Source organism: Epilithonimonas sp. JDS, from assembly GCF_021261315.1.
Taxonomy (GTDB): domain Bacteria; phylum Bacteroidota; class Bacteroidia; order Flavobacteriales; family Weeksellaceae; genus Epilithonimonas.
In genome coordinates this window covers 35,856-49,289 of record NZ_JAJSAX010000003.1, presented here as the reverse complement: position 1 = coordinate 49,289, position 13,434 = coordinate 35,856, and the positions used below count along the sequence as shown (strand labels likewise).

The following is a 13,434-nucleotide window of genomic DNA, read 5'->3' as shown; positions in this document are numbered from 1 at the left end:
ATGCAGGAAAAAGTTATTTCACTATTAAAAATTACGGAACCTTTCCATCTTTTGCCTGAAACAGTTCTTGCCGAAATCTCCGAAACCCTTACCAAAACTGAGTTTTCCAAAGATACGTTGGTATACCGTCAGGAAGTGACCGAGATGACAGGTGTGGATATTATTTCTTCAGGAGAATATGAAACTTTCTTTTTCGATGCTGCTGAAAACAAAAGATGTGTGACTAGGCATCATTCGCCATATTGTTTTGGCGGAATTTCGGTGGTTCTGAACCGGGTTCGTGCATTGAAATCTGCCATAGCCAAAAAAGGAACCGTGGTTTACACCTTACCCAAAAAGGACTTTTATGAATTATGCAATGCCTACGAAGATTTTTTCCACTATTTCACTTCAGATTTTGGTAAAAAAATGTTGGATGAGGAGTTTTCTCATTTTGTAAAAACACCCGCCACTTTCGAGGAAAGTTATTTCGCAGCCGACCAATTGTATTCCAGAAAAATCGAAGGAATTGCTTATAAAAGCATCGTTTCTTGCGAGGAAAATACACCTGTTTTTGAAGTTGCTAAAATGATGGCAGCCAATAAAGTGAGCTGTATTTTTATCAAAAAATCGTGGAGTGACGAGATTATTGGTTATGCGACAGATATTACTCTGCGGGATAATGTCATCGCACGTTGCCTGGATTCAAGAATATCTATTTCGGAAGTGATGGATAATCCGATTGTCAGTATTTCCAGCGATGCCTATCTGTTTGAAGCGGTTCTGATGATGTTCAAAACCAAATCACGGTATCTTTTGGTAAAAAATAAGGAAGAATACGTCGGTTTTCTAAGCAGAAACCGTTTATTGAGCGAGCAGGCGCAAAGTCCGCTAGTGTTTATCCAGTCGGTTAAACAGGCAGAAAATACCGAAGAACTCCGCAAAAAATGGAATCAGGTTCCTGATATTATCAATCAGCTTTTAGGAAGGGGAGTGCACGGCGAAATTGCCAGTCAGGTCATTACTACGATTGCCGACACCATTACCGGAAAAGTGATAGAAAAAGTTATAAAGGAAATAGGAAAACCACCTGCGAAATTTGCCTTCATTGTCACCGGAAGTGAAGGAAGGAAAGAGCAGACGCTGAGTACCGACCAAGATAACGGAATCATCTACGAAGACAAAGCCAATGAACACAGGGAAATGGTGCGGGAATATTTTCTGGATTTTGCCCAAAAAGTTTCAGATGACCTCAATACGATTGGTTTCGAATACTGCAAAGGCGGCTTTATGGCAAGCAATCACAAATGGACGCATTCTCTTTCCCATTGGAAAAGAAATTACAGCCAATGGATTGAAGAATCTGTACCGGAAAATGCAATGAAATTTTCCACTTTTTTTGATTTTCGTTTTATTTATGGTGACGAAAATATTGTACGCAAACTGAAAACTTTTATCAAGGAAAAACTCGTTTCGCCCAATCAAATTTTCTTTGCACATATTGCAAAAAATGCATTGCAATACGAACCTCCTTTGACTTTTTTCAAAAGAATAAAAACCCAGACCATCGGAAAATCAGAAGTTTTCGATATTAAAACGGCAATGTCTCCAATTGTGGATTTGGTTCGTGTTTATGCATTGAAAAACCATCTGGAAATGGAAAATACCGGCGAAAGAATGAAAAAACTGACGGAAATCGGGATTTTCACACAGCAGCAGTATAATGAAATGCATCAATCGTATTATTACTTGATGGCGCTTCGCTTAAAAAATCAGGCAAATCAAATTAATATCGATAAAAAACATCCCGATAATTATGTCGAAATTAGTAAACTGACCAAAATAGAACAAGTAACTTTAATCGAAATTTTCAAGACGATTGCTAATTTTCAGTTGGGTATTAAAGTGAAATTTACCGGAAGTTTCTAAAAATTAAATTCTAAACATAAAACCTTCAGCAATTTTCTTATTGTATTTTTCCTCATCAAAAGTGTAAAGAAAAGACCCTTTTTTAGACGAGCTCATATCTTTCTCATTAGTATTTACCAATACATCCAATGCATTGATTTTACTGGTAAAATTACGCTTGTCGTATTTTTCGTCAAAAATAGCTTCGTAAAGATTCTGAAGGTCTTTCATCGTGAATTTTTCAGGCAGTAGTTCAAAACCAATTGGTCGTGTAGTGGCTCTTCTTCTCAGTCTCAAAACAGCATCCTTTACCATCGCATTGTGGTCGAAGATAAGGTCCGGACGGTCTTTCAAATCAAACCATTTGGCGCTGTATTTTTCATTAATTTGAATATTATCCTGAATATTAATTAAAGCATAATAAGAGATTGACATAATTCTCGCAGTCGGTTCACGGTCGATTTCGGTGTAAGTATTCAGTTGCTCAAGGTAAATGTTTTCAAGTCCGGTCAATGTATTCAGGACACGGTTTGCGGCTTGGTCGGAACTTTCTTTATCATCAACAAATCCGCCCATCAGTGACCATTCTCCTTTTTTAGGCTCGAAATTTCTTTGTACCAGAAGAATTTTCAGATTTTCTCCGTCAAAACCGAAAATAATGCAGTCTACCGCAACAAGATGTTTGGGATAATTAAGATAATTCTCTTCCATCAAAATGATTTTATACAAAGTTAAAGGTTTTAAAGTAGATTTTAATATGAAAAATAAATAAATGTATGTTAAACACTTTATTTTTCCACCATCACCATTTTTTTAATAATTTGCGGGTTTAAGGAAGTGTTTTGGGGAATTGTTTTCATCTTTTGACCAATTTATTTGCCAAAATTACTATGAATCCTACGTGAATGTAATGTTAAAATTGTGTTAAAATTTTATTTTGAATTTAAGTTAAAAAATTTATTCGACATATTATTTAAAATACGATAAGTGTAAATATAAATTTTTATTGTTCTTTATAAACCCACTCTATCTATTTTGATAATGACGAAATTACATTTATTTAATTGATATTCTATGGTTTGTCTATTCTTGTTTTTTATGATAAGATAAAGCTTTTTTAGGCTTTTTTTCATTGCCACAAAATACTTTTTCAATAAGATTTATTTCCAAATGATGAAAATTGTTTGCCATATAGATACTTTCTTTTATTTTAGAAATGTAGAAATAACATTTATTAATGAACAAAAAATCACTGATATTATTTTTAAGCTTTACTTCGCTTGCTTTTGGGCAGGTAAAGAAAAATGTTAGCTACTTTCCGCTCAACAAGGTTCATTTATCCGAAAGTGTTTTCAGCAAAGCAATGCAGGCAGATGAAAAATATATCCTTTCGATGGATGCAGATCGGCTTCTTGCACCTTATTTGAAAGAAGCGGGACTGAAACCCAAAAAAGAAAACTATCCCAATTGGGAAAATACCGGGCTTGACGGTCACATCGGTGGTCATTACATTTCGGCTTTGGCGTTGATGTATGCTTCCACAGGCGATTCAAAAGTCAAGCAGCGTTTGGATTATATGATTGATGAGCTGGAACGTTGCCAGAATCTTTCAGGAAACGGCTACCTTTCTGGTGTTCCGAACGGTAAAAAAGCCTGGAAAGAAATTGCTGATGGAAACATTCGTGCCGCTACTTTCGGGTTGAATGACAGATGGGTTCCTTTATATAATATTCACAAGATTTATTCTGGTTTACGCGATGCCTATTGGTATGCAGATAGTGAGAAAGCAAAAAAAATGCTGATAAAGCTCACGGATTGGATGGCTGATGAAGTTGCCGGACTTTCCGATGAACAGATTCAGGATATGCTTCGAAGCGAACACGGCGGTCTGAATGAAGTTTTTGCCGACGTTTACGACATTACAAAAAACCCAAAATATCTAAAACTCGCTCATCGTTTTTCACATCTTGTAATTCTGAATCCGTTATTGAATCAGGAAGATAAACTCACAGGAATCCACGCCAATACACAGATTCCGAAAGTGATTGGTTTCAAAAGAATTGCAGATTTAGAAAATAACAAAGAATGGAGCAATGCTGCCGATTTTTTCTGGACCAATGTCACGCAAAAAAGATCAGCGATTATCGGAGGAAACAGCGTCAGCGAGCATTTTAATCCCATTAATGATTTCAGCGGAATGATTAAAAGTATCGAAGGTCCCGAAACCTGCAATACGTATAATATGCTGAAACTTTCCAAAGAATTGTATGCAACCAATCCAAAATCATCTTACGTAGATTATTACGAAAGAGCTTTGTATAATCATATTCTTTCCACACAAAATCCTGAAAAAGGAGGTTTTGTTTACTTCACACCGATGCGTCCCGGTCATTACAGGGTTTATTCTCAGCCGGAAACCAGCTTTTGGTGTTGCGTAGGTTCGGTAATGGAAAATCACGCCAAATACGGTGAAATGATTTATGCATATTCTGACGAAGATTTGTATGTGAATTTGTTTATTCCATCCACTTTAAAATGGTCAGAAAAGAAATTGGTTCTGAAACAGGAAAATAATTTTCCCGAAAATCCATCGACAAAATTAGTTTTTGACCTTGCTCCAAAATCAAATTTAAATTTAAAATTAAGAGCACCGGAATGGGCAAATGCTTCTGAAATTACAATTTCAGTCAATGGTAAAAATATCAATGTTTCGGTTGATGCCGAAGGTTATTTTACCATCAAAAGAAAATGGAAAAAAGGAGATGTTATCGAAATCAAAATGCCAATGCACCTTTCCGCACAGCAGCTTCCTGACCATTCGGATTATTTTGCTTTCAAATATGGACCTATCGTTTTAGCTGCCAAATATGGAAAAGAAAATCAGGACGGACTTTTCGCCGATGACAGCAGAGGCGGACATATTGCACACGGTCCACAAATTCCTTTGAATGAAATCCCTACGATTTTGGGAAGTTCAGATTCGGTTTTAAGCCATTTGGAGAAGGAGAATGGTGAGGATTTGACTTTCCGATTGAAAGGTTTGTATCCTCAGAATAAGTTCAGTAATGGATTAGAATTGGTTCCGTTTTACAAAATTCAGGAAGAACGTTACATTATTTATTTTCCACAGGCGAATCAGGATAAAATCGAAATGATTCAGAAACAGAAAGCCAAAGAAGAAGAGGAAATCAGAAAACTCGATAATATCACAACCGATAAAATCCAACTTGGCGAACAGCAGCCGGAATCCGACCATTTCATCGACAGCAAAGATTCCAACACCGGATATATGGAAGACCGCCATTTCCGTGAGGCAAAAGGCTGGTTCAGCTACCAGATGAGAAACAAAGATAAAAACGCAAAATACCTTTATCTTATTTATTTTGATGCGAATAACAACCGGACATTGAATGCGGAAATCAACGGAATAAAAGCGATTTCTAAAAATTTCGACGGAAAAATGGGCGGTTCTCCACAATCCTTATTAATCCCTATTCCTGAATCTGAAACTATTAAAGAAATTCTTAATGTGAAATTTAACACAAATGAAAAATCGCTTACACCGAAAATCATCGAGGTAAGATTGCTGACCCAAATGCCTGATAAAAACTAAAAATAAACTGCAGAACTCAAATTTGCTATGAAAAACAGAATCTTTTTTAAAATATTAATTTTATTCGTAGGCTCATTATGTATTTCCCTTATTGATGCAAAAATCACGCTTCCAGCACTGGTTTCAGACGGAATGGTTTTGCAACGTAATCAAAAGCTGAATCTCTGGGGAAAAGCCGATGTCGGAGAAAAAGTAGAAGTTAATTTTCTCAACAAAAAATACACTACAACCGCCGACGCAACCGGAAACTGGAAAATTACACTTCCCGAGCAGAAAGCCGGAGGTCCTTACACGATGACCATCAATGAAATTACATTGAAGGATATTCTCATCGGCGATGTTTGGTTGGCTTCAGGACAATCGAATATGGAACTGCCAATGCGCAGACTAACTCCGCTGTATGCTGACGAAATCAAAAATGCGAACAACCAAAACATCAGATTTTTTACAGTACCTCAAAAATATAATTTTAAATCACCTCAGACTGAGCTTGATGGAGGAAAATGGGAAGCGACAAATCCTCAAACGATTCTTAATTTTTCGGGAGTTGCCTATTTTTTCGCAAAAGAATTAAGTCAGAAAAATAAAGTTGCTGTCGGAATTATCCACGCAAGTTTGGGTGGTTCTCCGATTCAGGCGTGGATGGATGAAAATTCTTTGAAAAAATATCCCGAATATCTGGACGAAGCCAAAAAATGGCAGAACGATGATTTGATAAAATCTACGGAATCTGGCGAACAGGCGTTGAGCAAAGCTTGGTATGCAGAACTCGACCAAAGCGATATTGGATTAAACCAACATTGGGAAAATTTTGATCTAAACGACTCTGACTGGAAAACAATGAATATTCCAGGTTCTTGGGAAGATAAAGAAGGTTCTTTCGAAGGTTCGGTTTGGTTTAGAAAAGAAATTAATTTAACCAAAAATCAGGCAGGAAAAGCTGCATTTTTAAATTTAGGAAGAATAAAAGATGCCGATGTGACGTACATCAACGGAACAAAAGTAGGAAATGTAACCTACGAATATCCTCCTCGCTGGTATGATATTCCTGCAGGTGTTTTAAAAGAAGGGAAAAATGTGATTGCTGTGAGAATCTCAAATGGAAGTGGAAAAGGTCAGTTCATTGCTGACAAGCCTTATTACTTAGAAATCGACGGACATAAAATCGATTTAAAAACCGAATGGAAATATAAAATCGGTGCTAAAATGGAAAAAATGGCGCCCGGAACTACTTTTATCCGTTGGAAACCAACCGGATTGTATAATTCGATGATTAATCCGCTTATCAATTATAACATCAAAGGCGCTATTTGGTATCAAGGCGAAAGCAACACTGGAAAACCAAAAGAATACGGCGATCTGCTGACCACAATGATTACCGATTGGAGAAACAAATGGAACCAGAAAGATATGCCTTTCTTTATAGTACAGCTGGCTAATTTTATGGAACCAAAAGCACAGCCTGTTGAAAGCAATTGGGCAGAACTCAGAGAACAACAACGTCAGGTTTCGCTGAAAGTTCCGAACACCGGACTTGCCGTAATTATCAATATCGGAGAGTGGAACGATATTCATCCTCTGAACAAAAAAGCTGTCGGAGACAGATTGGCTTTACAGGCATTAAAAGTTGCTGACAAGAAAAATATAATTGCAGACGGACCTGTTTATCAGTCAATGAAAACCGATGGAAATAAAATCATTCTATCCTTTAAAACCGGAACTGATGATTTTGCACCGGTTTCAGAACTGAAAGGATTCACTATCAAAGGAAAAGATGGAAAATACGAATGGGCAAAATCAAAAATCGGAGGCAATAAAATAATTGTCTGGAATGATACCGTTTCAAATCCCGTTTCGGTAAGGTACGATTGGGCAGACAATCCCGACGGAAATCTGAAAAATAAAACAGGACTTCCCGCATCGCCTTTCACTACAGAATAATCAACAATCATTTATCAAATATCAATTATTATAATGAACAACTCATCTCAAAAAATATCTGTCGTTGAGAAAATCGGCTACAGTTTAGGAGATTTAGCCGCCAATCTGGTTTTCCAGACTTTAGTGACGTATTTAGCTTATTTTTACACAGATATTTACGGATTAAAACCTGAAGATGCATCCATCATTACCCTTACGGTAGGTTTATTGGCTGGTTTTGTATTCAATCCTTTGATTGGTGCTTTGGCAGATAGGACCCGCACAAAATGGGGAAAATTCCGTCCTTGGATTTTATTAACGGCAATTCCGTTGGGGGCAGCGGCACTTTTTGCATTCAGCACACCCGATTTTTCTTACAAAGGGAAAATGATTTATGCGGCAGTTACTTACTCAGTTTTATTATTGCTTTATGCTGCCAATAATTTACCTTACGCAGCATTAAGTGGCGTTATCACAGGCGATATGAGTGAAAGAAACAGTATTTCATCTTACCGTTTTGTTGCCGTTATGTTTGCACAGTTTTTCGTTCAGGTATTTATGTTGCCGATTATTTTGTCTGCGGGACACGGTGACAAAGCAGCCGGAATCGAGGTGGTGATGACCTGGCTTGCAATTATCGGAACGGTAATGTTGCTCATCACTTTTCTCACAACCAAAGAAAGAGTGATTCCAAAACCGGAACAGGAATCTACTTTAAGCGCTGATTTGAAGGATTTAAAGAAAAACAAGCCGTGGATTATTATGTTAACGGTTACGGCATTGATTTTCATAACATTGGCAATGAAAGGCGGTTCGTATGTTTACTATTTCAACAACTACGTAGACGAAGCTTCACTTCAGCAATTTATTTCGCCGATTACCAATTTCTTCAATTCCATTGGGATGAATTTCTTCGGAGAAGACCCTCGCTCAGCAGGTTTCGGATTGTTCAATGCAGGCGGAATCATTATGATGATTGTTGGAATCACTTTCTCCAAAAAGTTTGCAGATAAATATGGCAAAAGAGATGCATTTATCGCTTCACTTTTTATTTCAACATTATTTGTATTGGCATTTATATTTTATCCGCCAAAATCGGTTGGATTGATGTTCTTATCCCAGATTTTACACGGTTTCTTCTACGGAATCGGAACGCCCTTGCTTTGGGCAATGATTGCGGATGTTGCAGATTATTCAGAATGGAAAAACAACAGACGTGCGACAGCAATTATTTTCTCGGCAATGATGGTAGGCCTAAAGGTTGGTTTAAGCATTGGAAGTTCACTAGTTGCTTATATCATCGGTCAGTATGGCTATATTTCTTCAGAAGGCGGATTTAACGTAATACAGCCGGAAACCGTTTCTGCAGGAGCCAAAATGCTGGTCAGTGTATTTCCATCTATTCCGTTCTTTTTGGCTTGTGGACTGCTAATGTTCTATGAAATCAACAAGAAAAAGGAAATCGAAATCGAGCACGACCTTAAAGAAAGACGAAAAGCGAAAGATTAGTACTATAATAAAAATTTGGGCAGCTTTTCCGTCTTCCACTCCCGCTTTTTTGTTCCGCTTCGCTTCACAAAAAGATCTCCGTTCAAGCCGGGCTGCGAGAGATTCGGTGTATTATAAATAATTGAAAAAAATTAAATTATGAAAAAAATTATAGCATTATTAGGAATTTTAACCTTGACCGCCTCGTGCAAGACAGTCAACACGGCAACTTCCAACGATTCCCTAAAGAATGCATTCAAAAATAAATTCTACATCGGAACAGCAATGAGTCTTCCGCAGATTTATGAGAAGGATGTAAAGTCTGTAGAAATTATTAAAAATCAGTTCAGTTCCATTGTGGCAGAAAATTGTATGAAATCGATGTTTCTTCAACCAGAAGAAGGCAAATTCTTTTTTGATGACGCTGATAAATTTGTGTTGTTTGGAGAAGAAAACAAAATGTTCATTATCGGTCACACATTGATTTGGCATTCGCAGTTGCCCAAATGGTTTTTCGTAGATCAAAATGGGAAAGACGTTTCTTCGGAAGTTTTAAAGCAAAGAATGAAAAATCATATTACAACGGTGGTTACGAGATACAAAGGTCGTGTGAAAGGCTGGGATGTGGTGAATGAAGCCATTATGGAAGATGGTTCTTACCGTAAAAGTAAATTTTATGATATTCTTGGAGAAGAATTTATTCCGTTAGCATTTCAGTACGCTCAGGAAGCGGATCCGAATGCAGAATTATACTATAACGATTACAACGAGTGGCATCCCGGAAAGGTAAAGACTGTAAGCAAAATGGTTCAGACTTTAAAATCCAGAGGAATCCGCATCGATGGAGTAGGAATGCAGACGCACGTGGGTCTCGACACACCTTCAATTGCAGAATATGAAAAAGCAATTCTTGACTACACAGAAAACGGGGTGAAAATCAATGTCACCGAAATGGAAATAAGCGCACTTCCTTCTCCCTGGGGAACTTCTGCCAACGTGTCCGATACCGTGGAATATCAGGCAAAAATGAATCCTTACACAACCGGACTTCCCGAAAATGTAAAAAAAGAGTGGGAAAGCCGTTATCTGGATTTTTTCAGATTATTTTTGAAACATCAGGATAAAATCAGAAGAGTAACCTTGTGGGGAACTACCGATGCCCAATCCTGGAAAAACGATTTCCCGGTAAAAGGCAGAACCGATTATCCGTTACTTTTTGACCGTAATAATCAGGCGAAACCTGTGATAGAAAAAATTATCCAATTAACGAAAGGAAAATAATTTCTATCCTGACAAACCTTCAAGATTTCAGAAACCTTTAATGTTTTAAAAAAATATTCTATTATCTATTCTATTATCTAAAATCAAAAATAAAAAAATGAACAAAGCAAAATATCTTTTCCCAAAAGATTATATGGCAGACCCTTCAGTACACGTTTTTGAAGGTAAATTGTACATCTATCCGTCTCACGATCGTGAAAGTGGCATCGAAGAAAATGACAATGGCGACCATTTTGATATGAATGATTACCACGTTTTTTCTCTTGATGATGTTGAAAATGGGGAGGTGACGGATCATGGCGTTGTACTTTCTGTCAAAGATATTCCCTGGTCTGGTCGTCAGCTTTGGGATTGTGATGTGGCTTACAAAGATGGTAAATATTATATGTATTTTCCTCTGAAAGATAAAAACGACATTTTCAAAATCGGTGTTGCGGTGAGTGATAAACCTTACGGGCCTTTCGTTCCCGAGAAACATCCGATGTTGGGAAGTTACAGCATTGATCCTTGTATTTTTGAGGACGAAGGTAAATATTATATGTATTTCGGAGGAATCTGGGGGGGACAATTGCAACGTTACAGAAATAATAAAGCATTGGAATCTGCCGTAATTCCAAATGAAGATGATCCTGCAATTCCATCTAAAGTTGCGCTTTTGAGTAATGATATGCTGGAGTTTGCCGAAGAACCAAAAGACTTATTGATTTTGGACAAAAATGGAGACGAGCTATTGCACGGCAATCCTCACAGATTCTTCGAAGCTTCATGGATGCACAAGTACAACGGCAAATATTACTTCTCATATTCCACAGGAGATTCCCATCTTTTATGTTATGCCATCGGGGATAGTCCGTACGGACCTTTCACATATCAAGGAGTGATTCTTACGCCTGTTGTAGGGTGGACCACGCATCACAGTATCGTAGAATTCAAAGGGAAATGGTATCTGTTTTTCCACGATTCTGTTCCGAGTGAAGGTAAAACCTGGCTCAGAAGTATGAAAGTGGTAGAACTGGAATATAACAATGACGGAACTTTCAAAACAATTGAAGGTTTAGACTAAAGTTAAATGTTTCCAAATAACCCGAAAGGTTCAATATAATTAGCCATTTGTAAAAACCGATGGTAAGAATACAACAATTTGAAATATTTCCAAATGCAAAATTTCCGAGTTTATATCATCTTATTCTTATTATTTCCATTAATGATTTTCGCAGATGACGGAAGTAAATTATGGCTGCGTTTCCCCAATGTAAAAAAAGGAATTTCTGCAGACAAAATCATTTCAAAAGGAAAAAATCCCACACTCGACATTGCTAAAAATGAATTGACTGATTTGTGGCAAGGACAGGCTGTAGAATTAAGAACTGAAACAGCTTTAAAAAACCTTAAAGACGGTTACACAATCAAATCCACATCTGATAAAATAACCATTTCATCAAGTAAAGAAATTGGATTGTTGTACGGCGTTTATCACATTCTTCGCCTTCAGGAAACCAAATCAAATCTGGAAAATCTTAATATAACAGAAAAACCATCGTACGATGTCAGAATCCTAAACCATTGGGATAATCTGGATGGAACAATTGAGCGCGGTTACGCAGGACATTCGCTGTGGAAATGGGAAGATTTGCCGGGTAAAATTTCGCCTCGTTATAAAGAATATGCAAGAGCCAACGCCTCAATCGGAATCAATTCTGTGGTTCTTAACAACGTCAATGCATCTCCAAATATGCTAAGGAGAGATTACTTGGAAAAGGTCAAAATTCTCGCAGATATTTTCAGACCTTACGGGATTAAGGTTTATCTGTCGGTTAATTTCTCGTCACCAAAAGTTCTGGATGGATTGGAAAATTCTGACCCATTGAATAAAAATGTACAAAACTGGTGGAAAGGGAAGGCGTCTGAAATTTATAAATTAATTCCGGACTTTGGAGGATTTTTAGTGAAAGCCAATTCCGAAGGTCAACCTGGACCGCAGGATTACGGAAGAACCCACGCAGATGGTGCCAATATGATGGCAGATGCTTTGAAACCTTACAATGGTATTGTAATGTGGCGCGCATTTGTTTACAGTCCAAGCAATGAAGACCGTGCAAAACAGGCTTATCTGGAGTTTGTTCCGCTGGACGGGAAATTTCGTGATAATGTGATCATTCAAATTAAAAACGGACCAATAGATTTCCAACCGAGAGAAGCTTTTAATCCATTATTTGGAGCTTTGAAGAAAACGCCCGAAATGGTAGAGTTTCAGATCACACAGGAATATTTAGGATTCTCAAATCATGTGGTTTTCCTGGCACCATTATTCAAAGAAAATTTGGACAGCGACACCTATTCTTATGGCAAAGGTTCTACGATTGCAAAACTCACAGACGGAACATTAATGAAAAATAAAATCACTGCGATTTCTGCTGTAGCTAATATTGGAGAAGATACAAATTGGACGGGACATCATTTTGCTCAGGCGAATTGGTACGCATTCGGAAGATTGGCCTGGAACCACGATTTGTCTTCGGAACAGATTGCAGATGAATGGATCAAAATGACGTTTACCGATAATCAGGATTTCGTAAAACCGGTCACAGAAATGATGCTTTCTTCCCGGGAAACGGCTGTCGATTATATGATGCCTTTGGGACTACACCACATTTTTGCCTCAGGACATCATTACGGTCCGGAACCTTGGGGCGATTACAAAAACGGAAGACCTGACTGGTCACCGGTTTACTACCACAAAGCTGATGCAAACGGCGTAGGATTCGACAGAACCAAGACCGGAAGCAATGCCGTTTCACTCTATTTTCCGCCATTAAATGAAACTTATGGAAACATCAAAACAACGCCTGAAAATCTGATTCTCTGGTTCCATCACGTTCCTTGGAATTATAAAATGAAAGACGGAAAAACGCTTTGGGAAGAATTGTCCTATAAATATGATTCAGGTGTTAAAAACGTCCGTGATTATCAGAAAATATGGGACAAATTAAAAACCTACGTGGATGAAGACAGATTTACATTTGTACAATCGAAATTGAAGATTCAGGAAAAAGATGCGGTTTGGTGGAAAGATGCGTGTCTGCTTTATTTCCAAACATTTTCAAAAATGCCTATTCCTAACGATATCGAAAAACCGGTTCACGAATTGGAAGATTTGAAGAAAATCAAACTCAATATGGGACACCACAATTAAATTATTATTTTCCGATTTTCTGTTGATATTTAAGATAGTTAAATTAAAAAGC

Annotated in this window: 8 protein-coding genes; 7 read left to right on the top strand and 1 reads right to left on the bottom strand. The window is 37.5% G+C overall.

Annotated features, from left to right (window positions below):
* Positions 1-1,908, top strand: coding sequence for a DUF294 nucleotidyltransferase-like domain-containing protein (locus LUD75_RS10775; RefSeq protein WP_232705682.1), 1,908 nt, complete (start codon positions 1-3; stop codon positions 1,906-1,908).
* 3 nt (positions 1,909-1,911) lie between these two features.
* Here the strand turns inward: LUD75_RS10775 and LUD75_RS10770 are convergent, their stop codons facing one another.
* Positions 1,912-2,598: an NUDIX domain-containing protein gene (locus LUD75_RS10770; RefSeq protein WP_232705944.1), complete on the bottom strand. Its 687-nt coding sequence runs from the start codon at positions 2,596-2,598 to the stop codon at positions 1,912-1,914.
* A 526-nt stretch (positions 2,599-3,124) separates the two neighbouring features.
* On the opposite strand from LUD75_RS10770, the gene LUD75_RS10765 reads away from it, so the two are divergent.
* The 6 genes from LUD75_RS10765 to LUD75_RS10740 all read left to right on the top strand — a co-directional run bounded on the left by LUD75_RS10765 (position 3,125) and on the right by LUD75_RS10740 (position 13,382).
* Positions 3,125-5,500: a glycoside hydrolase family 127 protein gene (locus LUD75_RS10765; RefSeq protein ID WP_232705681.1), complete on the top strand. Its 2,376-nt coding sequence runs from the start codon at positions 3,125-3,127 to the stop codon at positions 5,498-5,500.
* Between the two features lie 27 nt (positions 5,501-5,527).
* Positions 5,528-7,441, top strand: a complete 1,914-nt coding sequence (locus tag LUD75_RS10760; RefSeq protein ID WP_232705680.1) for a sialate O-acetylesterase — start codon at positions 5,528-5,530, stop codon at positions 7,439-7,441.
* A gap of 33 nt (positions 7,442-7,474) precedes the next feature.
* A complete protein-coding gene (locus LUD75_RS10755) occupies positions 7,475-8,929 on the top strand; it encodes an MFS transporter (RefSeq protein ID WP_232705679.1) in 1,455 nt (484 codons plus the stop codon).
* 138 nt (positions 8,930-9,067) lie between these two features.
* Positions 9,068-10,189, top strand: a complete 1,122-nt coding sequence (locus LUD75_RS10750) for an endo-1,4-beta-xylanase (RefSeq protein ID WP_232705678.1) — start codon at positions 9,068-9,070, stop codon at positions 10,187-10,189.
* A gap of 97 nt (positions 10,190-10,286) precedes the next feature.
* The gene (locus LUD75_RS10745) at positions 10,287-11,252 is read left to right on the top strand and encodes a glycoside hydrolase family 43 protein (protein WP_232705677.1); all 966 of its coding nucleotides are present in this window, start codon (positions 10,287-10,289) and stop codon (positions 11,250-11,252) included.
* A 93-nt stretch (positions 11,253-11,345) separates the two neighbouring features.
* Positions 11,346-13,382 (top strand): alpha-glucuronidase, encoded by a 2,037-nt coding sequence (locus tag LUD75_RS10740; RefSeq protein WP_232705676.1) that lies wholly within the window; start codon positions 11,346-11,348, stop codon positions 13,380-13,382.
* Positions 13,383-13,434 lie beyond the last annotated feature (52 nt).